This window comes from Streptosporangium sp. NPDC051022 (genome assembly GCF_040683035.1).
Taxonomy (GTDB): Bacteria; Actinomycetota; Actinomycetes; order Streptosporangiales; family Streptosporangiaceae; genus Streptosporangium.
The window spans coordinates 43,471-65,763 of record NZ_JBFBCF010000038.1 but is presented as its reverse complement, the minus strand read 5'-3'; the positions used below and the strand labels follow the sequence as shown (position 1 = coordinate 65,763).

Below are 22,293 nucleotides of genomic sequence, written 5' to 3'. Positions count from 1 at the left end.
ACCGTGGCTTCCGTCTGCGATGTTTGCGCTAAGAAGCCGACCTTCGGCAACAACGTCTCCCACTCGCACCGCCGCACCCGCCGCCGCTGGAACCCGAACATCCAGCCCGTGCGCGCAGTGGTGAACGGCACGCCGAAGCGGCTGAACGTTTGCACCTCCTGCATCAAGGCCGGCAAGGTCACCCGCTAGCCAGACGTGCGCGTACGGCCCGCCGCTCCCACCTCGGGAGCGGTGGGCCGTCGCCTTTTCCCGCCCCCTCCGCCGGTTCTCCCGGCCGCCGTCACCAGGCCGCCTTTTCCGGACATCTCACGGAATCAGCGCTTTGGATGGCTAGTGTCTGGTGGGTGAACACTCCCCCCGGAGCACTGGAGCTGAGTGTCGGCGCGGGCAGGGGCACGAAGATCGGCATGCTGCTCTTCGCCGTACCCTTCGTCGGCATCCCGCTGTTCATGATCGTCATGCTCGTGAACCTGGACGTGCCGTTCACCGGCGGTTTCGTGTTCCGCCTCCCCTATCTGTTCCTGCCGATCCCCGTCGCGGTCATCACGGTCTTCGTGATCAACGTCCTCGGCACCTTCCGCTTCCGCGCGGTGCTGGACGGGAGCGTCCTGGAGGTCCGGGACACGTTCACGACGCGCAGGGCCGACCTCTCCAGGGCCCGCGTCTGGCTGGACTCCTCCCCCGAGTACACCGGGAGCGGCGACACCCGGCGCAGGACGGGACGCCGGATCCCCCACCTGGCGGTCCAGGACCGGGACGGCGCCAGAGTACGGCTGCGCCTGCGCACGCCGGGCGGCTTCCTGCCGCCGCACGAGCTGGCGGCCCTCGCCGAGGCCGTCGAGTCGGGTCACCGGACCGGCCCCGAGGCCGAGCGGGCCGCCGAGGCCGTCGACATCCTCCGCCGCCTGGGCACCGACCCCATCACCAAGATCCTTTAGGCCGCGCCCGCGGGCCCGGCCGGGCGGGCCCGCGGGGGACGAGGGCGGCGCCGGCCCTAACGCCAGCGCCATCCGTGGTCGACGGGGCCGATGCCGGAGCCCAGGGCGAAGCCGTGGGCGATGGCGCCGGTGACGTACGCCTTGGCCTTCTCGACGGCCGCTGGGACGTCCTCGCCGAGGGCCAGGTGGGAGGCGATGGCGGAGGCCAGGGTGCAGCCGGTGCCGTGGGTGTGCCGGTTGTCGTACCGTTCGGCGGTGAAGCGGAACTCCCGGGTGCCGTCGGTCAGCAGGTCGACCGGGGCTCCGGGCAGGTGACCGCCCTTGATCAGCGCCCAGGTCGGCCCGAGTTCCAGGACCGCCTCCGCGGCCCGGCGCATGTCCCCCTCGTCCTCGACCTTGACGCCGGTGAGCTGGGCCACCTCCCAGAGGTTCGGGGTGACCACGGTGGCCGTCCGCAGCAGCCGCGACCTGACCGTGTCCACCGCCTCGGGCGCGAGCAGCGTGTCACCGTGCTTGGAGACCCCGACCGGATCGATCACGACCGGCGCCTCGACCCCCGCGAGGATCTCGGCCACCGTCTCGACCAGCACGGGCGAGGCGAGCATCCCGGTCTTGACCGCCTGGACGCCGATGTCGCCCAGTACCGAGTCGAGCTGGGCCCGTACCGCCTCCGGCGGGAGCTCCCAGTAGCCCTGCACGCCCAGCGAGTTCTGGGCGGTCACCGCGGCGATGACGCTCATGCCGTGAACGCCGAGGGCCAGCATCGTCTTCAGGTCGGCCTGGATGCCCGCGCCGCCGCCGGAGTCGGAACCGGCGACGGTCAGCACACGGGGAGGGGTGGAATCGGTCATACGTATCATCCAACCAGCTTTCAGTCAGACAACGACGCAATCCCCCTGGGAGCTCTGGCAGCTCCGCGGCGTCCGGGCCTGCCCGTCCGCGGTGAAGGTGACGACCAGGTCCTCCCCCGCGCCCAGGTTCCTCGGGGACTCGAGCACCAGGGTGTCGCCGACCTGGTCCCAGCCCGCGCCGGTCACCGAGGTGACCTCGCCGCTCACCGGCACCCTCAGCGTCAGGCCGTTCAGCCTCTCGTCGGAGGTGACCACCAGCTGGGCGGTGTAGGCCTGCCCCCTGTCCCGCACCAGGCCGAAGCCGACCTTGACCGCCGCGCCGGCGGGCGCGACCGGGGTCGAGGGCTCGGCGGTCGGAGCGGTGGTCGGGACGGTCGTGGGAGCGACGGTGCCGGGGGTGTCGAGCGGTCTCGGCCGGGTGGTGGAGACGAGGGACTCGTTGGTCGAGTCCGGCGTGGGCTCCGGCTCGGCGGTGGGCTGCGCGGGCTGGGTGCGGCGCGGGGTGGGCGCGGCCGTCGGCTCGACGGTGGACTTGGTTCCCTGGGTACGGGGCGCCACCCGGCGCGGGGTGGTCGTCGGCGTGGGGACCGGGGAGGTGTCCGTGTCCGACTCCGCCTTCTCGTCGGGGGTGGGCTCCTCGACCGGCGGGGACTCCTCGGCGGATTCGGTGAGAGAGGTCTCCGGGGCCGGCTGGTTCGACGCTCCGGCGACACATCCGCCGGGCGGGCACACGGTGGCCGAGTCGGCCGGGCTGCCCACCAGCTGGATGCCGGCCACGGTCCCGCCGAGTACCGCGACCACCGCCGCGGCGGCGAGCAGCGTCAGCTTGGCCCGTCCGCGCGGCCTGCGCCTCTCGTCCGGCCAGACGGGGTCGGACGGCTCGGAGGAGGCCGACCATCCCGATCCCAGGAAGCCCCCGCGGGGGGCGGCGGTCGCCGACTCCTCGGGGCGGAGCCTGCGCCCGATCGACTCCTCGGGGAGACCGGGGCCGGGGGCGCCGGAGTCGAGGATGTCGAAGTGCGGGGCGGCGTGCAGGGTGGCGTCCGGAACCGTGTGCGAGGCGAAGCCCGCGGTGGTGTGCGTAGCGGAGTCCGGAGCGGCGTGCGGGATGGAATGTGGAGCGGAGTCCGGGATGGGCTCCGGCTCACGTTTCCCCCGTTTACGGGGGGCGTTTTCCCCATGTCCACCATGGCGGCCCATGTCGCCCCTTCCTCTAGGGAATCTCGGCCGCCCAACTTCATACCATTTTAGTAACCCTTTGTGGCAATTTTAACTGATGTCACAGGAGTGGGAAACGTCACTCTCGGAAGTGATCCCATCCGCCGCGCGTGATCGAATAGCCGATGACCTGCACGTTCTCGCCGGACTCCACGCGGCCGACCACGGTCCACGGGGGCGGGAGCCGTACGTCTTCGGGGAAGGTCGCGGCGAGGGCGTGGTCCTCGCCACCGGAGAGGATCCACTCCAGCGGGTCCGCCCCGAGGAGCCGGGCCGCCTCCCGCAGCGGGGCGGGGATCTCGAAGGCCTCCGGGGAGAGCACGACGCCGACCCCGCTCGCCGTGGCGACGTGGCCGAGATCCTGGAGCAGGCCGTCGCTGACGTCGAGCATGGAGGTCGCGCCGAGCAGGGCCGCCTGGGGGCCGCAGGCGTACGGCGGCGCCGGGCGGCGGTGCGCGTCGAGCAGTTCCACCGGGCCGCTCTCGCCCGCGGCGAGCAGCGCGAGACCGGCGGCGGCATGACCGAGCCGCCCCGCGACCGCGACCACGTCCCCGGGACGCGCGCCGGAGCGGGTGACCGGCTCCCGCCCGCCCAGGTCCCCCAGGGCGGTGACCCCGATCACGACCAGGTCGCACCGGGTGATGTCGCCGCCGACCACGCTGGCGCCGACCAGGTCGCATTCGTCGCGGAACCCGTCGGTGAGGTCGTCGAGCCAGCCCGTGGCCGCGTCGGCGGGCATGCCGAGGCCGACCACGATGCCGGTGGGGTCGGCCCCCATGGCGACGACGTCTGAAAGATTCTGTGCCGCGGCTTTGCGGCCAATGTCATAGCCACTGGACCAATCGCGGCGAAAGTGCCTACCCTCGATCAATAAGTCTGTCGTCACGACGACCCGTCCATCAGGAGACTTCACCATCGCGGCGTCGTCCCCGGGACCGAGGAGCACGGTCCCACCCTGTGGCAAGCGTTCGGCTATACGAGCAACAACTCCGAATTCGCCGAGATCTCCGACTGTGATGACGCACCTCCCGTTCATCACAGGGTACGGTGGCCCTTCGGCACTGATCCAATCGCCCGGGAGGACGTTATGGTGCAGGCCTACATCCTGATCCAGACCGAGGTCGGCAAGGCGGCGAACGTGGCAGGAAAGATCGCCACGATCGCCGGTGTCACCCAGGCCGAGGACGTCACCGGTCCCTACGATGTGATCGTCCGCGCCGAGGCCCGCAATGTGGATGATCTAGGAAAGCTCGTGGTGGCCCAGATTCAGGCGGTGGAGGGCATCACACGTACTCTTACGTGTCCCATCGTCCATATCTGATCCATCGGGAACGTGAAATGTCACTCCGGTTCGCCCGCTGGGCGGCGTACGCCTGTCTCCCACTGATCCTGGCGGGATGCGGCGGCGCGGTCCGCGTGGAACCACCCACGCCGGAGGGGGCGGCCGCCGCCGCGTGCAGGGCACTCGGCGAGCGGCTGCCCCGCGTGCTCGACGGCCTGGAGCGCGTGGAGACCACGCCCGTCTCGCCGTACGTGGCGGTGTGGGGGAAGGCACGGATCGCGCTGCGCTGCGGGGTGCCCCGGCCGGTGACGATGATGGCCACCGACCAGGTGCCGGAGATCAACGGGGTGGCGTGGTTCAACGACCCGGAAAGGCCCGCGCTGTTCACGGCGATCGGCCGGGAGGCCTACGTCGAGGTGACGATCTCCCGCGAGCATGTCCCGCAGAACGTGCTCCTCGACCTCGCGACCCCCATCAAGGAGACGCTACCGCAGACCGGGTGAGCGGTGCAGCGCCAGCTGGATCAGCCTTTCGACCAGCTCGGCGTACGGCAGGCCGGTGGCGGCCCACAGCTGCGGCGCGACCGACATGGCGGTGAAGCCGGGCATCGTGTTGATCTCGTTGAGGACCAGCCCGCCGTCCTCGGTGTAGAAGAAGTCGACGCGGGACAGTCCCTCGCACCCCAGCGCCTCGAAGGCGCGCACGGCCATCGCCCGCAGGTCCTCGGCCACCTCGGCCGGGATGTCGGCGGGCACGGCCAGGGACATGTCGTCCCCGATGTACTTGGCCTCGAAGTCGAAGAAGTCGTGGTCACCGCGGACCAGCACCTCGCCGGGCAGGCTGGCCCGGGGCGCCTCGTCGCCGAGCGACTCCAGCACCGCGCACTCGATCTCGCGGCCCACGATCGCGGCCTCGACCAGCACCTTGGGGTCGTGCTCCCGGGCGAACTCCACGGCCCGCTCCAGCTCCTGGAGGTCGTGGGCCTTGGAGATGCCCTGGCTCGACCCGGCGCGGGCGGGCTTGACGAAGACCGGCCAGCCGAGCTCCTCGACCTCCTTGAGCACGCGGTCGCGGTCGACGCGCCAGTCGCGGTCGCGGACGACCACGTACGGGCCGACGGGCAGCCCCGAGGCGGCGAGCACCATCTTCATGTAGCCCTTGTCCATGCCGACCGCGCTGGCCAGCACCCCCGAGCCGACATAGCGGACCCCGGCCATCTCCAGCAGCCCCTGGATCGTGCCGTCCTCGGCGAAGGGGCCGTGCATCACGGGGAAGACCACGTCCACCTGGCCCAGCTCGACCGGGATGCTGCCCGCGTCGTGGGCCACCAGCGAGCCGCCTCCCGACGGCAGCGCCAGCGCCGCGCCCCGGGCGTCGACGGCCGGCATCGAGCCGTCCTCGATCGCGTAACGCTGGTCGCCCGAGGCGAGCACCCACCGCCCGTCCTGGGCGATTCCCACGGGGATGACCTCGTACTTGGACCGGTCGATGGCATTCAGCACGCTCCCGGCTCCGAGGATGGAGACGGCGTGCTCGGAATTGCGGCCACCGAAGACGATTGCGACTCGCGGCCGGGTTTCGTGCTGCTCGCTCATGATGACCGAATCTACCCTCTCTGGGGGCTCGTTCCGGTTGTCAGACGCGCCTATCGGCCCGATGCCCCGCCAGATGTCCTGCCCGGCACGGTCCTCGGCGCGGGTCCGGCCGCCGGCCCAGGCGCGACCGTCCGCGCGGGTCCCGTCGCGGGCCCCCGCGCCGGCCCCTGTGGCGATCCCTGTAGCGGCCCCTGTATCGGCCCCTGTATCGGCCCCTGCGCCGCCCCCGGTACCTGCCCCTGCCCGGCTCCCCGGTCGAGCAGGGAGTCAAGCGCCTTGGTCACGTCCTCGATGAGGTCCTCGGCGTCCTCCAGGCCGATGGAGAACCGGACGGCCGCCGCGTCGACCCCGGAGGCCTCGCCGAGCTGCGGATGGCTCATCGAGGCGACGTGCGTGGCCTTGGTCCGGGTGCCCCCGACCGACGTGGCGATCGAGGCGAGCCTGAGCCCGTCGGCCAGCGCCACGCCCGCGTCGTAGCCGCCGTGCGGGGTGACCGTCACGCAGGCGCCGTACCGGGTCCCCTCGGGGCCCGAGTCGAACAGGTGCCGGGCCAGCTGGTGGCCGGGATGTTCGGGCAGGCCCGGATAGTCGACGCGGCGCACGGCGGGATGCTTGGCCACCGCGGCCGCGAACACCATCGCGGTCGCGCACATCCGGCGCACCCGCAGCGGCAGGGTCGCCAGTCCCCTGCGGAGCAGGAACGCGTCGTCCGGGGAGAGCGTGCCGCCGGTGTCGATACGGACCTCGCGGAGCTGCGCGATCAGGTCGGGACGGCCGACCGCGACGCCGCCGCTGCAGTCGTCGTGGCCGCCGAGGTACTTGGTCGCGGAGTGGATCACCAGGTCGGCGCCGTGCTCAAGGGGACGGCACACGATCGGGGTGGCGAAGGTGGAGTCGACCACCAGCAGCGCCCCGGCCCGGCGGGCGATCCGGTACAGGCCCCGGATGTCGGAGACGGCCATGGTCGGGTTCGACAGGGTCTCCGCGTAAATGATCTTCGTGTTCGACCTGACCTCGGCGTTCACCCGGCTGAGATCACCGTAGTCCGCGAAGCCGGCGGTGACGCCGAACCGGGACAGCACGTTGGTGATCAGCGAGTAGGTGCCGCCGTACACCGGAACCGGGGCGACGATGTGCGCTCCGGCACGCAGGAAGGTCATCAGGACCGCGTTGATCGCGGCCATCCCGGACGCGAACGCCTGCCCGGCGACGTCCTTGGGCGCCGCTGCCCCCTCCAGCGAGGCGACCGCGGCGGCGAAAGCCGCGGTCGTCGGGTTGTCCATCCGGCCGTAGGCGAAGCCCGAGCTCTTCTCGTCGCACACGTCGGCGTACTCGGCCGAGTCGCCGAAGCCCCAGTCCGAGCTGCGCCACACCGGCAGGCCCAGCGGGGCCTGCCGGGGTTCGGCCGGGGCCGGCAGGTGCACCGACCGGGTGTTCTCGCCCTTTGGTCTGCGTACGCGTCGATTCACCGGATCCGCGCCGGGGGTGCTCCGATCCCGGGGCCGGAGAGCGACGGCGCTTCCCTCCCTCGGAACGTCGATGGGGTCGGACGGCTGGGAATCCTCGGCTTCGAGGCCGGAACGGCGTCAAACGCCGTACCGTTCCGGTTTCGGGGTCCGCGACATCAGCAGCATGGCGGCCTCGGCAGGAGGCATCCCGTCGTGGACGACGGCCACAACCACCTCCGTGATCGGCATCTCCACATCGTGCTTCCTGGCCAGCTCCAGAACCGACTCGCAGGATTTGACCCCCTCGGCGGTCTGCTTCGTCGCGGCGACCACCTCGGCCAGGGTCATCCCCCGGCCAAGATTCTCACCGAAGGTACGGTTCCTGGACAATGGCGATGTACAGGTCGCTATGAGATCTCCCATCCCGGCCAGACCGGCGAAGGTGTGGGGATCCGCGCCGAGCACCGCGCCGAGGCGCGAGATCTCCGCCAGCCCGCGCGTCATCAGCATCGCCCCGACGTTGTCGCCGAGTCCCATGCCCGCCGCGACGCCGACGGCCAGGGCGATCACGTTCTTGACCGCCCCGCCGAGCTCGACCCCGATCACGTCGGGGTTGGTGTAGGGGCGGAACCACGGCGGCAGGTGACAGGCCTCCTGGAGCCGTTCCATGGTGCGCTCGTCGGTGCAGGCGACCACGGTCGCCGCGGGCTGGCCCCTGGCGATCTCGCCGACCAGGTTCGGCCCGGAGACCACCGCGACCTGTTCCCGGGGCACCTCGGCGACCTCGCGGATCACCTCGCTCATCCGCTTGGTCGTGCCGAGCTCGATGCCCTTCATCAGGCTGACCAGCACCGCCTGCGGCGGCAGGTGCGGCTTCCACCCCATCAGGTTGGCGCGCAGCGTCTGGGAGGGTACGGCGAGCACGACGAAGTCGGCGCCGTCGAGAGCCTCGGCCGGGTCGGAGGTGGCGCGCAGGGTCTCCGGCAGCGCCACGCCCGGCAGGTAGTCGGGATTCTCATGGCGGCGGTCGATCGCCTCGACGACCTCGGGGCGCCTGCCCCACAGGGTGGTCTTGGTGCCGGTCCCCGCGAGGATCATCGCGAAGGTCGTGCCCCATGAACCTGTACCGAATACAGCCGCCTTGGTCATTTAATCACCGTACGTCGAAGTCAGCCGTCCGTCGGCCGCTTGAACGGTGTCTCCGGCGCCTTCTCTCCGCGCAACTCGGCGAGCTGGGCCGTGATCGCCGCCATGATGTCGGCGGTGGCCTCACGCAGGACGTCGGCGTGGAGCGGCTGCCCCTCGTACTTCGACAGGTCGACTGGCGGGCCGGTCAGCACGCGGAAGGTCTTGCGCGGCCAGAGCCGGGGCCGCTTGGCGCCGTACGGGAGGATCTCCTGCGCGCCCCAGTGCGCCACCGGGATCACCCGCGCGCCGGTCGCCAGGGCCAGCCGGGCCGCGCCGGTCTTGCCCTCCATCGGCCACAGCAGCGGGTCGCGGGTGCAGGTGCCCTCGGGGTAGAACAGCACGCACGCCCCGTCGGCGATCCTGCGCTCGGCCTCGGCGAGCGAGCGGGCCGCGTCGGCGCTCCCCCGCTCGACCGGGACGGCCATCAGCTCCCGCACCATGTGGCCGAGCAGCGGCACCGAGAACAGCCCCGACTTGGCCAGGATCGTCGGCCAGCGGCCGTTGTCGTAGAGGTAGTGCGCCAGCAGGACGGGGTCCAGCCACGACAGATGGTTGGTCGCCAGGATGATGCCACCGGTCCTGGGCAGGCGGTCGCCTCCCCGCCAGTCCTTCCTGACCAGGAGCCATGAGATCGGCTTGACGATCGTGACGGCCACGGCGACCCAGAACCGGGAAGGCCATCCAGGACGTCTCATGAACTCCTCCATGTGAGCGCGGCGCGTCCCAAGTGTCCCGGTTGGCCGCATGGGATGTCGAGGCGAGATGCTTAAGGCTATGCCTGCTCCGCAGAGTTCCGACTGGACCCTCGTCGTGCCGGTCAAGACATTGGTCGCCGCCAAGACCCGGCTCTCACAGGCCGCGGGCCCGCACCGGGCCGCACTGGCCGTCGCGATCGCCTGCGACACCGTCGAAGCGGCGCTGAGCTGCGCCTGCGTCGCCCGCGTGGTGGTGGTGACGGGTGATCCGGTGGCCGCCGGCGCGCTCACCGCCGTGGGCGCGCACGTGGTCGCCGACCCCGAGGCGGGACTGAACGCGGCGCTGCGCCACGGGGCCGGGGAGGCCGTACGGCTGGCGCCCGCGGACGCCGTGGGCGCGCTCCAGGCCGACCTGCCCGCGCTGCGCCCGGCGGAGCTGGCCCTGGTGCTGGCCGCCGCCGCCGAGTTCGACCAGGCGTTCCTGCCCGACGCCGCCGAGATCGGCACGACCTTCTACGGGGTACGGCCCGGCGTCCCGTTCACCCCGGGATTCGGCGGGCAGTCGCGCGAGCGCCATCTGCGGCGCGGGGCGAAGGAGCTCTGCCTGGCCGGGGTCGACTCGATCCGCAGGGACGTGGACACCCCCGACGACCTGCGGACGGCGCTCGCCCTCGGCGTGGGCCCGCGCACCGTCGCGACGGTGGGGAAAATAAGCGGGGGGTCCCCCGCCGGGGGACCCCCTCGCCTTCCTGATCAGCCCTGATCTTCCTGATCAGTCCTGATCGGTCCTGACCTGCCGCGTTCCGCCGCGTCCGCCGCTCGGGTCCCGGGTTCCCGGGCCGAGCGGCGAGCCCCCGCGAGCGGGACTCCGCGACGGGGTCAGTGGCCCGCGTGCTCTCCCTCCCGCGCCTGCTTCGGCAGCAGGAAGGTCGTGCAGAAGGTCACCAGGAGCATTCCGGCCACCATCCACAGGACCACCTGCATCGCCCCGATGAAGTCGGGCCGCGGGCCCACCACCTGGTCGAAGAAGACCGTGCCGAGCAGCGCGACGCCGAAGGCGCCGCCGAGCTGCTGGATCGCGGTCATCGTGCCGGAGGCGGAGCCGGTCTCGTGCTGCTCGACCCCGGCCAGGATGATGTCGAAGAACGGCGCCATCAGCAGGCCCATGCCGAGCCCGGTGACCGCCAGCGCGGGGACGAACTGCCAGGCGGTCACGCCCGCGCCCGCCACGGTGACCGTCACCTGGACGCCGATCGTGCCGAGCGCCATGACGAGGATGCCGCCCTGCAGGACCTTGCGGCCGAACCTGGCCACCGTCTGGGCCACGCCGAAGCCCGCGACCATGCCCAGCGACCAGGGGATCATCACCAGACCGGCCTGGAGCGTGGAGTAGCCGAGCCCGATCTGGCTGTAGAGGTTGAACACCAGCGCGAAGCCCGACATGGCGGAGAAGAAGACCAGGCCGGTCAGCAGGCCGCCGGTGAAGGCCCGCTTGCGGAAGAGGCTGGGGACGACCAGCGGGTCGCCGCCCGCCCTGCTCTTGCGGGCCTCGAACCAGCCGAAGAGGCCGAAGACCGCGACGGAGGCGGCGATCATGATGAAGGACCAGGCGGGCCAGTCGTTCTCCCTGCCCTGGACCAGCGGGAAGACCAGCAGCAGACCGGCGACGGAGGCCAGGATCACGCCGGGGACGTCCAGCTTGAGCGGGTGCGGCGAGCGCGATTCCGGCAGGAAGCGCAGTCCGGCGAGGACCGCGGCCAGACCGAGCGGCAGGTTGATCAGGAAGATCATGCGCCAGCCGGTGCCGAAGAAGTCGGCGTCGATCAGCCATCCGGCCAGGATCGGGCCGCCGACCGAGGACAGGCCCATGACCGGCCCGAACAGGCCGAACGCGGCTCCCATCTCCTTCGGCGGGAACATCTCCTTGATCATGCCGAGCCCCTGCGGCAGCATGATCGCGCCGAACAGGCCCTGCACGACCCGCGCGCCGACGAGCAGTTCGGGCGACTGGGCGAGCGCGCACAGCAGCGATCCCAGGGTGAACCCCGCCGCGCCGATGACGAACATCCGCCTGCGCCCGAAGATGTCGCCGAGCCTGCCGCCGGTGATCAGGCCGACGGCCATCGAGAGGGTGTAGGCGGCGCCGAGCCACTGGATGGTGGCGGCGCTGCCGCCGAGCTCGGCCCTGATGGTGGGACCCGCGATGTTGGTGACCATGGCGTCGAGGAGGTCCATCACCTCGCCGAGCAGGATCACGAAAAGGGCTGCCCAACGCCAGCGGTAGGCGACCGGTTCGGTCGCCGGTTGGGCTGCGGCTGTCACGCCGGTGGTCATGGGGGGACTCCTCGTTCTGGTCTGGGAGGCGATGCCCGCTTCCTCTGAACGGTGTTCACCATACATGAGCGTCGTTCTTACAACGAACACTGTTCGCCGGATAGTGCGATGTTCTTAAGATATGTCGCATCTGCTTCGAGAACAAGATATATCGTGAAAATGAGCGACGTTCGCCCTCCTGAGCACTGTTCACCATGGCGTTACACTGATTTCATGAGTGACGAGCTGCCCGCACTGCCCTGGGAACGGGCGCGCCGGAGGCCCGGGCCCGCACGGATCCCGCTCACCCGGGACCGGATCGTCGAGGCGGCCTACACGGTTCTCGACCGCGTCGGCTACGAGAAGCTGAGCATGCGCCAGGTCGCGGCCGAGCTCGGCGTCGCGGTCTCCGCCCTCTACGCCCACGTCAGCTCCAAGGACGAGCTCCTCGAACTCATGTATCTGCGCATGTTCGAGGAGTGGGAGCTGCCCGATCCCGATCCGGAGCGCTGGCGCGAACAGGTCAGGGACTACGCCCGCGAGGGACGGGGCAAGATGCACAGCCATCGCGACATGGCCCGGGTGTCGATGAGCGGGATGCCCTTCAGTCCCGAGGCGCTCCCCCACCTCGACCGGCTTCTCGGCCTCTTCCGCGCGGGCGGCCTTCCCGACCGTCTCGCCGGGGCGGCGGGAGACGTGATCTCCACCTTCATCAACGGGTTCGCCCTGGAGGAGAGCATCTGGGAGAGCCGGCACCAGGAGTCCGGCGACCACGCCTGGACCCAGAAGTCGGGCGAGCAGTCCTGGGAGGAGATCCGGGAGGCGCTCCAGCGCTACTTCGAGAACCTGCCGCCCGAGCGCTTCCCGCACCTGACCGCGCTCTCCGGCTCCATGCTGAACAAGACGAACGACGAGCGGTTCGACCTCGGCATCGAGATCATCATCCGGGGCCTGGCCTCCTTCGCCGAGGACGCCGCCGTCTCGACGGCCCCGCGTCCCTCCGCCGCCCTCCCTACCGGCTCCTCCACCGGCCCCGCCGTCCCGGACGGCGACGACCCGGCCTCACCCGACGACGGCCCTGCCTCGCCGGACCACCGGGAGACGAACCCGGCCGCGCCGGACCACCGGGAGACGAACCCGGCCGCGCCGGAGCACCGGAAGGCGGGTCCGGCACGGCCCCGGCCGTGACATCGGGCCGGCCCCGGGGCGGGTTACCCTGATCGGATGCAGGCGACGGTTCGGATCTTCGACACGGCGACCCGGTCGGGGTCGGTGTACTCCGACGACGGGACCGAGATCCCGTTCGACGCCGCGGCCTTCGACGCCGGGCCGCTGAGGCTGCTCCGGCCCGGCCAGCGGGTGAACGTCGTCGTGGACGGCGGCCGGATCACCTACGTCACGCTGTCGACGTTCCCCCTGCCCTAGCCGTCCCGGCTGCCCCCGACCGTGCCACCCGTGCCACCCGTGCCGCCCGCGTCCTCCGCCGCTCCGCCCTCCGGCGGACCGTCCTCGGACGGGCCCGTCCCGCCCGGGCCGGCCACGGCCTGAACCCCCCGCGGCCGGCCGTGGCCTCCTGCTCGACGCCGGGCCCGCGCCCGGACAGGCGGGCACCCGGACTCCCTCGTTGGGAACCCGGGCACCCGAACACGGTCCTACTTTTTCTTCGCGGCCTTCTTTCCCTCCGCGTTGACGAGCTCCTTGAAGTCCGAGCCGGGCCGGAACTTGGGCCCCCAGCTCTCGGCGACCTTGATCTCCGCGCCGGTCGAAGGGTTCCTGGCCGAGCGGGCGGGCTTGTGCACCATCTCGAAGGCGCCGAAGCCGGTGATGGAGACCTTGTCCCCGCCGGCCACGGCCTTCTGGATGGCGTCGAGCACCGCGTTCACCGCCTCGGTCGCGGTCTTCTTGTCGCCGACCCGATCCGCGATCGCCTCGACGAGTTCCTTCTTGTTCATAAAGGTTGCTCCCCCTGCTTACCGATGTCTGGGAGTGGGTCATGAGGCAGATAGCCCGTCTCACCCGGTTTGTCACGGCCTGAGGTCTCAACAGAGCGAGAAACCCCTTGCCCGCTTGAAATTAGGGGACGGAGCCGTATGACTCAATCACCTTCCGCAATGTTTCCAGCACTTGGCGTATCTGAAACCAGAGCATCAAGGTCGAGAAGGAATAAATCAAGACGCCCCGCTGCATGTGGAAGATCACGCTTGGCGAGGTCACAGATCGACAGCAGGCGTCTTGCGAGGCGTTCCCGCTGTTCCCGGGGAACGGTCAAAGCGCGGACGCGGCGGTGCGCATCGCGCAACCGCCGCGCCAGCTCGTCTTCTGAACGTGTCAGACGGTCGTCGGCAGCCATGGCTGCCGACCATTCTCGTATACCCCGATGTCGTCGGCGTTGCGGAGGGTCAGGCCGATGTCGTCGAGCCCCTCCGTCAGCCGCCAGCGGGTGTAGTCGTCGATCTCGAACGCGGCGCTCTCACCCGCCCAGCGGACCTGCCGCTCCCGCAGATCGACCGTGACCTCCAGGGTCGGGTCGGCCTCGGCCGCGTCCTGCAGAGCCTCGACCGTGGCCGCCGGAAGGACCACCGGGAGCAGTCCCATCTTGGTGGAATTATTACGAAAAATGTCGGCGAAGCGCGCCGCGATCACGACGCGGAAGCCGTACTGCTGCAGGGCCCAGACCGCGTGCTCGCGCGAGGAGCCGGTGCCGAAGTCGGGTCCGGCGACGAGGATCGAGGCGCCCTCGTAGGCGGGGTCGTTCAGGACGAAGCCGGGGTCCTCGCGCCAGGCGGAGAACAGGCCCTTCTCGAATCCGGTCCGGCTGACCTGCTTGAGCCAGACGGCGGGGATGATCTGGTCGGTGTCGACGTTGCTGCGGCGCAGCGGCACGGCCCGGCCGGTGTGAACGGTGAAGGCTTCCATCGGTGAGATCTCCTAGGCCAGGTCGGCGGGCGCGGTCAGTTTGCCGGTGACGGCGGTCGCTGCGGCGACCTGCGGGGAGACCAGGTGGGTACGGCCGCCCTTGCCTTGGCGCCCCTCGAAGTTGCGGTTGGACGTCGACGCGCTGCGCTCGCCGGGGGCGAGGGTGTCGGGGTTCATGCCCAGGCACATCGAGCAGCCGGCCTCGCGCCACTCGGCGCCGGCGGCCTTGAACACCTCGTGCAGCCCCTCCTGCTCGGCCTGGAGCTTGACCAGCATCGAGCCGGGGACGATCAGCGTGCGGGTGACGACCTTGCGGCCGCGCAGCACCTCGGCCGCGGCCCGCAGGTCCTCCAGGCGCCCGTTGGTGCAGGAGCCGACGAAGACCGTGTCGACCTCGATCTCGCGAAGCGGGGTGCCCGCGGTCAGGCCCATGTACTCCAGGGCGCGGCCGGCGGCGGCCGGGTCGGCGGTGTCCCGCGGATCCGGCACCGCGCTGCCCAGGGGAGCGCCCTGACCCGGGTTGGTCCCCCAGGTGACGAACGGCGTCAGCGTGGAGGCGTCGATCTCCACGACCGTGTCGAAGACGGCGTCCTCGTCGGTCACCAGGGACTTCCAGTACTCGACCGCGGCGTCCCACTTGTCGCCGGTCGGGGCGTGCGGGCGCCCCTCCAGGTACGCGAAGGTGGTCTCGTCCGGGGCGATCATGCCCGCCCTGGCGCCCGCCTCGATCGACATGTTGCAGACGGTCATCCGGCCCTCCATGGAGAGCTTGCGGATGGCCTCGCCGCGGTACTCGACGATGTAGCCCTGGCCGCCACCGGTACCGATCTTGGCGATGATCGCCAGGATCAGGTCCTTGGCGGTGACCCCGACGGGCAGCTCGCCGGAGACCTCGATCGCCATCGTCTTGGGACGGTAGGCGGGCAGCGTCTGGGTGGCCAGCACGTGCTCGACCTCGGAGGTGCCGATACCGAAGGCGATGCCGCCGAACGCGCCGTGGGTCGAAGTGTGAGAATCACCACAGACGATCGTCATGCCCGGCTGGGTCAGGCCGAACTGCGGGCCGATGATGTGCACGACGCCCTGGCCCGCGTCGCCCATCGGGTGCAGCCGGACGCCGAACTCCGCGCAGTTCTTGCGCAGCGTCTCGACCTGGGTGCGCGAGACCACGTCGGTGATCGGGCCGAGCACCGTCGGGACGTTGTGGTCCTCGGTGGCGATCGTGAGGTCGGGCCGCCGGATGGGACGCCCCGCCATGCGCAGGCCGTCGAACGCCTGCGGGCTGGTCACCTCGTGGATGAGGTGCAGGTCGATATAGAGCAGGTCGGGTTCTCCCTCCGCACGTCGTACAACGTGCTGCTCCCAGACCTTCTCCGCCAGCGTGCGGCCCATGTCGCCTCCTTGCGATCGCTATTCCGCACCCCACTTGCTTTCTCATATGTCGAGACGGCAGTATCGGTGTATGGACAACTCTAGCGGAGTCGGCGTACTCGACAAGGCCGTTCTCGTGCTCAACGCCCTTGAAGCGGGTCCGGCGTCCCTCGCGCAGCTCGTCCAGGCCACCGGCCTGGCACGGCCCACGGCCCACCGGCTCGCCGTCGCGCTGGAGCACCACCGCATCGTTTCCCGCGACACACAGGGACGATTCGTCCTCGGCCCCCGGTTGTCCGAGCTGTCCACGGCAGCGGGCGAGGACAGGCTCCTGGCCGTCGCGCTCCCGGTGCTGACCCATCTGCGGGACCTGACCGGCGAAAGCGCCCAACTGTACCGGCGCCAGGGCGACGAACGCGTGTGCGTCGCGGCGGCCGAGCGCGCCAGCGGGCTGCGCGACACCGTTCCGGTCGGCTCGGCGCTGCCGATGCTCGCCGGATCCGCGGCGCAGATCCTGCTGGCCTGGGAGGAGCCCGACCGCCTCCACCGGGGGCTGCGCGGGGCGAAGTTCACCGCCGCGACCCTGGCCAGCGTCCGCCGCAGGGGCTGGGCGCACAGCGTCGGCGAGCGCGAGCAGGGGGTGGCCAGCGTCTCGGCGCCGATCAGGGGCGCGGCCGGCAAGGTCGTCGCCGCCGTCTCGGTCTCGGGCCCGATCGAGCGCCTGACCCGCACACCCGGACGGCTGCACGCCGCTCCGGTGGTCACCGCCGCCGAACGGATCACCGAGGCGATGCGACGGGCCAACTGAGCCGCGCGATATGAGGAGGCGAGCACCCTTGCGGCCCCCTAGGCTGGGTAGGTGACAGATCGCATCGAGGCAGCCGCCGCTGAACTGCGTCCCCTGCTCCAAAACTTCATCCTCTGGGCGCGGGAGAACGCGCCCGGCAGCGATTCCAATCTGGTCGGCTCCGTCGCACTGTGGCACCGGCTGATCGCCTCCACCGATGTCGGCCGGTGGAGGCAGGCCGATCTGCGCACCGTGCTGCTCGACCGGATGCCCCAGGTCGTCGAGGATCCGGACGCCGCCGCCGACAGCATGGTGCCCGCGATCCGCGCCTATCTGACATTCCTGTCGGAGACCGGCAGGTTGTCCAAGGGCTCCGCCTCCCTCAAGGACCTGCTGACGGAGTTGGATCGCCTCGAGGACGACTTCGTCGACGTGATGGAGGACCTGGTCGCCGAGCAGGACGAATACGAGGACGACGAGGACGAGGAGGAGGCCGACGGGCTGGGGGACTTCGAGCCGTTCGCGGACGAGCTTTCGGAACTCCCGACGATCCGGCTCCGCCCGGACGCCGAGCTGGCCGCGGCCGCCAGGGACGTCAGGTTGATCACCAAGGCCCGCGACCTCGCGATGTGGGTCGGCTCGGAGCGCCGGGTGGGTGAGACGACCCTGCTCACCGACGCCGAGATCACCGAGGCCCTGGCGGCGCTGGGACTCCCCGCCCCCGACAGGGGCGACAAGCCGCTGGCCGACTCCGTTCCGGCGCTCTGGAACATCTGGAACCTCGCGATCGACCTCGACTTCCTGCAGCCCGAGGGCGAGGACACCGTCAGCGCCGACGCCGACACCGCCGAGTGGCCCTTCGAGGAGGACGACGACGTCCTGGACGCCTGGCTGGCCGGTCTGCACTCGATCGACTACGGCGACCCCGAGCTCGACGACGAGGACGCCACGATCGCCCTGTCCGGGCTGACCCGGGCGCTGCTGGTCAGGATCCTGCTGGCCACCGGCTCCAAGTCGCTGACCGACCTCCGCACCGAGCTGGCGGAGGCCGTCGCCGAGTACGACGAGCAGGGCGCCGAGGCCTGGGCCGAGGCCGCCGGGCAGTACGGCGACCCGCTCACGCCCGTGCTCGACTGGCTCGCGGGCTACGGCATGGTCGAGGTCGAGCACGACCAGGTACGGCTGACGCCGCTCGGCATGGAAGGCGTGGTCCACCTGGCCGACGAGGCCGACATCGAGCTGGACGCCCGCCCCGCCATCGACGCGATGACGGCTCTGGACCTGCTCTCCTTCAGCGCGGAGCTGCCCGAGGAGGAGGTGGACGCCGAGTTCGCCGCCTGGATGGAGCTGCGCGCGCCCCACCAGGCCGCCAAGGAGCTGCTGGAGGCGGCGGCCGAGGACGACGCGGACGCCCTGGTCCGGGTCCAGGCGGCCAGCATGGTCGGCTCGCTCGGCGAGGTCGCCGTGCCCGCGTGGCAGGACGCCCTCGACGAGCCGTCCCTGCGGCCCTACGCGGCCACGCACCTGGCCCAGCTCGGCATCGAGGACGCTCCCCCGCCCACCCAGGCCGACACCCACTGGCTGATCCTCGACATGCTGACCATCTCGGCCGGTCTCGGCAGGCCGGAGTTCGTCAGCAGCCTGGACGACATCGGCAACGTGCCGAACCTCGTCAACCTGCTCGACGTGATCTGGAAGGTGCCGCACCCGCATCTGGAGGAGCTTCTGGAGGCGATCGGCAAGGCCCACCCGGACAAGCAGGTGGGCAAGGCGGCCAGGCGCGCCCTGTTCAAGGCCCGCTCGACCCACAACTGACGCGGCGACCACACCCGACCGGCGCGGTGACCCCACGCTCTCACCGCGCTCCCGGTCGTCGCCCCGCCACGCCTGCGGTCGTCCCGGCCGCCGTGCTCGCGATCACCCTGACCGCACCCACGGCCGCCGGGACGACACACACCTCCGCGCGTACCCACACAGTGAAGGTGAGTGATCCCCGCGCTAGCGGTGGGTCAGGACGTCCGACAGCACCTCGGCCAGTCCCCCGGCCCAGACCTCGTATCCCCTCGCGGAGGGATGGAAGCCGTCCCGGGCGAAAAAGCCCGCCGGCTCGGCGGGGACGTCCACGGCCGCGTACGTGACACCCGCGACGTCGGCCGCCGTCTCCCGCATCACCCGGTCCAACGCTCGCGCGCGCAGGCCCATGACCGCCCTGAGCGGCTGCGGAAGGGCGGGGAACCGGCTCACCGGCGGCATTCCGGTCACCACGATCGGAACGCCGGGGATCCGCCCGCGCACGGTCCCGACCAGCTCGCGCAGTTGACGGCCGAACCGGGACGGCCAGTTGAGTTCCAGCAGCTCGTTGACCCCGAGCACGGCCACCACCGCGTCCGCGGATTCCAGCAGCGGGACCAGCTCGGCGGTGGTGGCGCGGGTGTTGATCCCGCTCCTGGCCGCCACCTGCCAGCTCACCGGCCTGGCGGCCCGTACGGCCAGCGCCCGCGCCAGGCAGCCCGCCAGCCCCTCCTCGTGGGTCGTGACGCCCACCCCGGCCGCGGTGGACTCGCCGAGCACGGCCACCCTGAGCGGCTCGCCCGCCCCGGCTCCCGAGACCGTCTCCGTTCCCTGGGCCGCCCCCCGGGCTGTTCCCCGGGCCGTTCCCTGGGCCGTTCCCGGGAGTGCCTCCGTCCCCTGGGCCGCCCCCCGGGCCGTTCCCGGGGCTGAGGCCGTCCCTGCGCGCGCTCCGGCGGCCTCGGGCAGCCGGGGTGTCCCGCGACGGACCCGGAGTCCCTGAACGGCCAGCACCGGCGCCAGGAGGAGGGTGAGGGGGTGGGCGAGCCGTACCGGGAGATCGCTCATCGGGGATCCTCCTGCCGGTCGGGCAGGGACCGGTAGATCGCGACACCGGCCGTCTCCAGCTCCTCGCGGAACCCGAACTCCTCGCGGAACCCGAAGTACTCGTCGCCGAACGGGTCGACGCCGTTGAGCGGCATGAGGCCCCGGCGAACGGCGAGGTCGCGCGGGGCCGGCCCGGCCGCCGGCAAAGTGATCATCGTCAACCCCTGTTGGATAGCAGCACTCACCAACTGTTGGCGAGCAACGCCATCCCATGGAGGGGTATTCCCGGAACGGAGTTCTCGGCGGAAATACAGAAAACCCCCGGAAGCCAATGCTTCCGAGGGGTTCACCAGGTAGCCCCGACCGGATTCGAACCGGCGCTACCGCCTTGAGAGGGCGGCGTCCTAGGCCACTAGACGACGGAGCCTTGCAAAGATGACAGTGGTAGTCCCGACCGGATTCGAACCGGCGTTACCGCCTTGAGAGGGCGGCGTCCTAGGCCACTAGACGACGGGACCATGACACTGTCGTCAGATTCCGATGAAGCGGAATCTGCGACATCTCCAGAAGGAGATGTAGCTGGGGTACCAGGACTCGAACCTAGAATAACTGAACCAGAATCAGTCGTGTTGCCAATTACACCATACCCCACCGCGCTTGACCCCCTTGCGGGGCTCGCTGGCGACTCCGAAAGAATAGCCCAGGTTGGGGGTCAAGGCCAAAACGATTGGCGACCCCCCGATCCCGGCAGCTCTCCGCGGACGTCCCAGGGGTGTCCCATGGGGGTCCGGGGGCCGCTGTGCGACGCTGCTGAAGGAGATCCGACCCCACGTGAGGAGCCCGCGCCTTGGCCGAGAACCCCTTCTTCGCCCCCAGCACACTGCCCTACAAGCTGCCGGACTTCGCGCAGATCCGGGATGAGCACTATCTGCCCGCCTTCGAGCGCGGCATGGCCGAACAACTGCGGGAGGTGGAGGCGATCGCCTCGGATCCCGCTCCGGCGACGTTCGCGAACACCGTCGAGGCTCTGGAACGCTCGGGCCAGATCCTGAACCGGACGACGACGGTCTTCTCCAGCGTCGCGGCCTCGGACGCGACCGACCGCATCCGGGAGATCGAGAGCGAGATCTACCCCAAGCTCACCAAGCACAGCGACGCGATCCGGCTGAACCGCGCGCTCTACGAACGGATCAAGCAGGTCTCGACCGAGAACCCCGAGGAGGCGTGGCTGCTGGAGAAGTACCGCGTGGACTTCGTCAGGGCGGGCGCCGACCTGACCGAGACCGAGCAGCGGCGGCTCAGGGAGCTGAACGAGGAGCTGACCAGGGTCGCCACCTCCTTCTCCCAGAACCTGCTGAGGGCCTCGACCGACTCCGCGCTGGTCGTCGAGCACGCCGGTGACCTCGACGGGCTGTCCGAGAGCGCGCTCAGGGCGATCGAGCAGGACGGCCGCTACGTCCTGCCGCTGCTCAACTTCACCAACCAGCCCGCCCTGGCCGAGCTGACCGACAGGCGGACCCGCAAGAGGCTCTACGAGCTCTCGGTCAACCGGGCGCCGGAGAACTTCGACCTGGCCGTCAGGCTGGCGACGCTCCGCGCCGAGCGGGCCGCCCTGCTCGGCTACCCCGACCACGCCGCCTACTCCGTCGCGGACCAGACAGCCAAGACCACCGAGGCCGTGGAGGAGATGCTCGGCAAGCTGGTGGGCCCGGCGGTGGCCAACGCCAGGCGCGAGGCCGAGGCGCTGGCCGAGGAGGCGGGCTTCTCCATCGAGCCGTGGGACTGGTCGTTCTACGCGGAGAAGGTCCGCAAGTCGCGCTACGACTTCGACGGCGCCGAACTGCGCCCCTACTTCGAACTGAACCGGGTGCTGCGCGACGGCGTCTTCCACGCGGCCGGCGAGCTGTACGGGATCACCTTCACCGAGCGGGAGGACCTGGTCGGCTACCACCCGGACGTGCGGGTCTTCGAGGTGTTCGAGGCGGACGGCTCACCGCTCGGCCTGTTCCTGTTCGACCCCTACGCGCGGCCGACCAAGCGCGGCGGCGCGTGGATGAACAACCTCGTGGACCAGTCGCACCTGTTCGGCGACCTGCCCGTGGTGATGAACAACCTCAACATCACCAAGCCCTCCCAGGGCCCGACGCTGCTGACCTTCGACGAGGTCACCACCGCCTTCCACGAGTTCGGCCACGCCCTGCACGGCCTGTTCTCCGACGTGCGCTTCCCCCGGGTCTCCGGCACCGAGGTGCCGAGGGACTTCGTGGAGTACCCCTCCCAGGTCAACGAGATGTGGGCCACCTGGCCCTCCGTGCTCGCCAACTTCGCCAGGCACCACGAGACCGGCGAACCGGTGCCCGCGGAACTGCTGGAGAAGATGAAGGCGGCGGAGAAGTTCAACCAGGGCTTCGCGACCGTGGAGTATCTCGCGGCGGCGCTGCTCGACTGGGCCTGGCACCGCCTGGCCCCGGGACAGACCGTCGAGGACGCCCAGGCGTTCGAGGCGGAGGCCCTGGAGCGCGCGGGAATCGCCTTCGAGCTGGTCCGCCCGCGTTACCGGACCAACTACTTCGCGCACATCTTCTCCGGCGGCGTCGGCGGCTACAGCGCCGGCTACTACTCCTACATCTGGAGTGAGGTACTGGACGCCGAGAGCGTCGAATGGTTCAAGGAGAACGACGGCCTCAGGCGCGAGAACGGCGACCACTTCCGGTCGACCCTGCTGTCGGTCGGCGGCTCCATGGACGTGATGGACGCCTTCCGCGACTTCAGGGGGCGCGCTCCGCGCATCGAGCCGCTGCTGGAGCGTCGCGGTCTGGACTGATCGTCCGTGAAACGCGTCCGGCCCGCGACGTT

General features: G+C 70.7%; 22 protein-coding genes, 3 tRNA genes and 2 pseudogenes. 10 read left to right on the top strand and 17 right to left on the bottom strand.

Annotated features, from left to right (window positions below; all coding sequences use genetic code 11):
* Positions 1–3: 3 nt before the first annotated feature.
* Positions 4–189: a 50S ribosomal protein L28 gene (rpmB, locus tag AB0N02_RS40185; protein ID WP_012894387.1), complete on the top strand. Its 186-nt coding sequence runs from the start codon at positions 4–6 to the stop codon at positions 187–189.
* Between the two features lie 155 nt (positions 190–344).
* The gene (locus AB0N02_RS40180) at positions 345–938 is read left to right on the top strand and encodes a hypothetical protein (RefSeq protein WP_363958294.1); all 594 of its coding nucleotides are present in this window, start codon (positions 345–347) and stop codon (positions 936–938) included.
* A 56-nt stretch (positions 939–994) separates the two neighbouring features.
* On the opposite strand, the gene thiD is transcribed toward AB0N02_RS40180, so the two are convergent.
* The 3 genes from thiD to AB0N02_RS40165 form a co-directional block, all read right to left on the bottom strand.
* The gene (gene thiD / locus AB0N02_RS40175; protein ID WP_363958291.1) at positions 995–1,798 is read right to left on the bottom strand and encodes a bifunctional hydroxymethylpyrimidine kinase/phosphomethylpyrimidine kinase; all 804 of its coding nucleotides are present in this window, start codon (positions 1,796–1,798) and stop codon (positions 995–997) included.
* Between the two features lie 15 nt (positions 1,799–1,813).
* Positions 1,814–2,989, bottom strand: coding sequence for a hypothetical protein (locus AB0N02_RS40170; protein ID WP_363958289.1), 1,176 nt, complete (start codon positions 2,987–2,989; stop codon positions 1,814–1,816).
* 97 nt (positions 2,990–3,086) lie between these two features.
* The gene (locus AB0N02_RS40165) at positions 3,087–4,043 is read right to left on the bottom strand and encodes a thiamine-phosphate kinase (RefSeq protein ID WP_363958286.1); all 957 of its coding nucleotides are present in this window, start codon (positions 4,041–4,043) and stop codon (positions 3,087–3,089) included.
* Positions 4,044–4,094: 51 nt separating this feature from the next.
* Between AB0N02_RS40165 and AB0N02_RS40160 the strand changes: the two genes are divergently transcribed.
* Both AB0N02_RS40160 and AB0N02_RS40155 read left to right on the top strand, forming a co-directional pair.
* Positions 4,095–4,328 (top strand): Lrp/AsnC ligand binding domain-containing protein, encoded by a 234-nt coding sequence (locus AB0N02_RS40160; RefSeq protein WP_363958283.1) that lies wholly within the window; start codon positions 4,095–4,097, stop codon positions 4,326–4,328.
* A 17-nt stretch (positions 4,329–4,345) separates the two neighbouring features.
* Positions 4,346–4,792, top strand: coding sequence for a DUF3515 domain-containing protein (locus AB0N02_RS40155; RefSeq protein ID WP_363958281.1), 447 nt, complete (start codon positions 4,346–4,348; stop codon positions 4,790–4,792).
* Here the strand turns inward: AB0N02_RS40155 and AB0N02_RS40150 are convergent.
* The 4 genes and pseudogenes from AB0N02_RS40150 to AB0N02_RS40135 all read right to left on the bottom strand — a co-directional run bounded on the left by AB0N02_RS40150 (position 4,775) and on the right by AB0N02_RS40135 (position 9,215).
* Positions 4,775–5,884, bottom strand: coding sequence for a D-alanine--D-alanine ligase family protein (locus AB0N02_RS40150; RefSeq protein ID WP_363958278.1), 1,110 nt, complete (start codon positions 5,882–5,884; stop codon positions 4,775–4,777). The genes AB0N02_RS40155 and AB0N02_RS40150 overlap by 18 nt on opposite strands.
* Before the next feature lie 266 nt (positions 5,885–6,150).
* Positions 6,151–7,353: pseudogene (locus AB0N02_RS40145) on the bottom strand (aminotransferase class I/II-fold pyridoxal phosphate-dependent enzyme); the annotation flags it as partial.
* Positions 7,354–7,470: 117 nt separating this feature from the next.
* Complete coding sequence (locus AB0N02_RS40140; protein ID WP_363958275.1) at positions 7,471–8,481, bottom strand: NAD(P)H-dependent glycerol-3-phosphate dehydrogenase; 1,011 nt, start codon at positions 8,479–8,481, stop codon at positions 7,471–7,473.
* A gap of 20 nt (positions 8,482–8,501) precedes the next feature.
* A complete protein-coding gene (locus AB0N02_RS40135) occupies positions 8,502–9,215 on the bottom strand; it encodes a lysophospholipid acyltransferase family protein (RefSeq protein WP_363958272.1) in 714 nt (237 codons plus the stop codon).
* 67 nt (positions 9,216–9,282) lie between these two features.
* On the opposite strand from AB0N02_RS40135, the gene cofC reads away from it, so the two are divergent.
* The gene (gene cofC, locus AB0N02_RS40130) at positions 9,283–9,978 is read left to right on the top strand and encodes a 2-phospho-L-lactate guanylyltransferase (protein ID WP_363958269.1); all 696 of its coding nucleotides are present in this window, start codon (positions 9,283–9,285) and stop codon (positions 9,976–9,978) included.
* Positions 9,979–10,094: 116 nt separating this feature from the next.
* Here cofC and AB0N02_RS40125 read toward each other — a convergent pair whose 3' ends face one another.
* Positions 10,095–11,549, bottom strand: coding sequence for a DHA2 family efflux MFS transporter permease subunit (locus tag AB0N02_RS40125; protein ID WP_363958266.1), 1,455 nt, complete (start codon positions 11,547–11,549; stop codon positions 10,095–10,097).
* Positions 11,550–11,762: 213 nt separating this feature from the next.
* Between AB0N02_RS40125 and AB0N02_RS40120 the strand changes: the two genes are divergently transcribed.
* Positions 11,763–12,716, top strand: a complete 954-nt coding sequence (locus tag AB0N02_RS40120; protein ID WP_363958263.1) for a TetR/AcrR family transcriptional regulator — start codon at positions 11,763–11,765, stop codon at positions 12,714–12,716.
* 36 nt (positions 12,717–12,752) lie between these two features.
* Positions 12,753–12,953, top strand: a complete 201-nt coding sequence (locus tag AB0N02_RS40115) for a hypothetical protein (protein ID WP_363958260.1) — start codon at positions 12,753–12,755, stop codon at positions 12,951–12,953.
* Between the two features lie 227 nt (positions 12,954–13,180).
* Here the strand turns inward: AB0N02_RS40115 and AB0N02_RS40110 are convergent, their stop codons facing one another.
* The 4 genes from AB0N02_RS40110 to leuC all read right to left on the bottom strand — a co-directional run bounded on the left by AB0N02_RS40110 (position 13,181) and on the right by leuC (position 15,836).
* Complete coding sequence (locus AB0N02_RS40110) at positions 13,181–13,480, bottom strand: HU family DNA-binding protein (protein ID WP_363958257.1); 300 nt, start codon at positions 13,478–13,480, stop codon at positions 13,181–13,183.
* Between the two features lie 143 nt (positions 13,481–13,623).
* Positions 13,624–13,878 (bottom strand): hypothetical protein, encoded by a 255-nt coding sequence (locus AB0N02_RS40105; protein ID WP_363958254.1) that lies wholly within the window; start codon positions 13,876–13,878, stop codon positions 13,624–13,626.
* Positions 13,857–14,444: a 3-isopropylmalate dehydratase small subunit gene (leuD, locus tag AB0N02_RS40100; RefSeq protein ID WP_363958251.1), complete on the bottom strand. Its 588-nt coding sequence runs from the start codon at positions 14,442–14,444 to the stop codon at positions 13,857–13,859. Before leuD ends, AB0N02_RS40105 begins: the two co-directional genes overlap by 22 nt.
* Positions 14,445–14,456: 12 nt before the next feature.
* A complete protein-coding gene (gene leuC, locus AB0N02_RS40095; protein WP_363958248.1) occupies positions 14,457–15,836 on the bottom strand; it encodes a 3-isopropylmalate dehydratase large subunit in 1,380 nt (459 codons plus the stop codon).
* Between the two features lie 70 nt (positions 15,837–15,906).
* On the opposite strand from leuC, the gene AB0N02_RS40090 reads away from it, so the two are divergent.
* A complete protein-coding gene (locus AB0N02_RS40090) occupies positions 15,907–16,623 on the top strand; it encodes an IclR family transcriptional regulator (RefSeq protein ID WP_363958245.1) in 717 nt (238 codons plus the stop codon).
* Positions 16,624–16,674: 51 nt separating this feature from the next.
* Positions 16,675–18,417 carry a hypothetical protein gene (locus AB0N02_RS40085; RefSeq protein ID WP_363958242.1) on the top strand — a complete coding sequence of 581 codons (1,743 nt, stop codon included), beginning with the start codon at positions 16,675–16,677 and terminating at the stop codon, positions 18,415–18,417.
* Between the two features lie 183 nt (positions 18,418–18,600).
* Here AB0N02_RS40085 and AB0N02_RS40080 read toward each other — a convergent pair whose 3' ends face one another.
* The 5 genes and pseudogenes from AB0N02_RS40080 to AB0N02_RS40060 form a co-directional block, all read right to left on the bottom strand.
* Complete coding sequence (locus AB0N02_RS40080; protein ID WP_363958239.1) at positions 18,601–19,458, bottom strand: SGNH/GDSL hydrolase family protein; 858 nt, start codon at positions 19,456–19,458, stop codon at positions 18,601–18,603.
* Positions 19,455–19,637: pseudogene (locus tag AB0N02_RS40075) on the bottom strand (TlpA family protein disulfide reductase); the annotation flags it as partial. The gene AB0N02_RS40080 and the pseudogene AB0N02_RS40075, both read right to left, overlap by 4 nt.
* Before the next feature lie 154 nt (positions 19,638–19,791).
* Positions 19,792–19,864, bottom strand: a tRNA-Glu gene (locus AB0N02_RS40070).
* Between the two features lie 15 nt (positions 19,865–19,879).
* Positions 19,880–19,955: transfer RNA gene (locus tag AB0N02_RS40065), tRNA-Glu, on the bottom strand.
* 61 nt (positions 19,956–20,016) lie between these two features.
* Positions 20,017–20,088, bottom strand: a tRNA-Gln gene (locus tag AB0N02_RS40060).
* A 196-nt stretch (positions 20,089–20,284) separates the two neighbouring features.
* Between AB0N02_RS40060 and AB0N02_RS40055 the strand changes: the two genes are divergently transcribed.
* Positions 20,285–22,261, top strand: coding sequence for a M3 family metallopeptidase (locus AB0N02_RS40055; RefSeq protein ID WP_363958236.1), 1,977 nt, complete (start codon positions 20,285–20,287; stop codon positions 22,259–22,261).
* Positions 22,262–22,293: the final 32 nt, after the last annotated feature.

Bases quoted from the DNA above. Each gene is read 5' to 3' on its own strand.
- thiD (WP_363958291.1), bottom strand. From the start codon at position 1,798: ATGATACGTATGACCGATTCCACCCCTCCCCGTGTGCTGACCGTCGCC.
- AB0N02_RS40170 (WP_363958289.1), bottom strand. From the start codon at position 2,989: ATGGGCCGCCATGGTGGACATGGGGAAAACGCCCCCCGTAAACGGGGG.
- AB0N02_RS40165 (WP_363958286.1), bottom strand. From the start codon at position 4,043: ATGAACGGGAGGTGCGTCATCACAGTCGGAGATCTCGGCGAATTCGGA.
- AB0N02_RS40160 (WP_363958283.1), top strand. From the start codon at position 4,095: ATGGTGCAGGCCTACATCCTGATCCAGACCGAGGTCGGCAAGGCGGCG.
- AB0N02_RS40155 (WP_363958281.1), top strand. From the start codon at position 4,346: ATGTCACTCCGGTTCGCCCGCTGGGCGGCGTACGCCTGTCTCCCACTG.
- AB0N02_RS40150 (WP_363958278.1), bottom strand. From the start codon at position 5,884: ATGAGCGAGCAGCACGAAACCCGGCCGCGAGTCGCAATCGTCTTCGGT.
- AB0N02_RS40140 (WP_363958275.1), bottom strand. From the start codon at position 8,481: ATGACCAAGGCGGCTGTATTCGGTACAGGTTCATGGGGCACGACCTTC.
- AB0N02_RS40135 (WP_363958272.1), bottom strand. From the start codon at position 9,215: ATGAGACGTCCTGGATGGCCTTCCCGGTTCTGGGTCGCCGTGGCCGTC.
- cofC (WP_363958269.1), top strand. From the start codon at position 9,283: ATGCTTAAGGCTATGCCTGCTCCGCAGAGTTCCGACTGGACCCTCGTC.
- AB0N02_RS40125 (WP_363958266.1), bottom strand. From the start codon at position 11,549: ATGACCACCGGCGTGACAGCCGCAGCCCAACCGGCGACCGAACCGGTC.
- AB0N02_RS40120 (WP_363958263.1), top strand. From the start codon at position 11,763: ATGAGTGACGAGCTGCCCGCACTGCCCTGGGAACGGGCGCGCCGGAGG.
- AB0N02_RS40115 (WP_363958260.1), top strand. From the start codon at position 12,753: ATGCAGGCGACGGTTCGGATCTTCGACACGGCGACCCGGTCGGGGTCG.
- AB0N02_RS40110 (WP_363958257.1), bottom strand. From the start codon at position 13,480: ATGAACAAGAAGGAACTCGTCGAGGCGATCGCGGATCGGGTCGGCGAC.
- AB0N02_RS40105 (WP_363958254.1), bottom strand. From the start codon at position 13,878: ATGGCTGCCGACGACCGTCTGACACGTTCAGAAGACGAGCTGGCGCGG.
- leuD (WP_363958251.1), bottom strand. From the start codon at position 14,444: ATGGAAGCCTTCACCGTTCACACCGGCCGGGCCGTGCCGCTGCGCCGC.
- leuC (WP_363958248.1), bottom strand. From the start codon at position 15,836: ATGGGCCGCACGCTGGCGGAGAAGGTCTGGGAGCAGCACGTTGTACGA.
- AB0N02_RS40090 (WP_363958245.1), top strand. From the start codon at position 15,907: ATGGACAACTCTAGCGGAGTCGGCGTACTCGACAAGGCCGTTCTCGTG.
- AB0N02_RS40080 (WP_363958239.1), bottom strand. From the start codon at position 19,458: ATGAGCGATCTCCCGGTACGGCTCGCCCACCCCCTCACCCTCCTCCTG.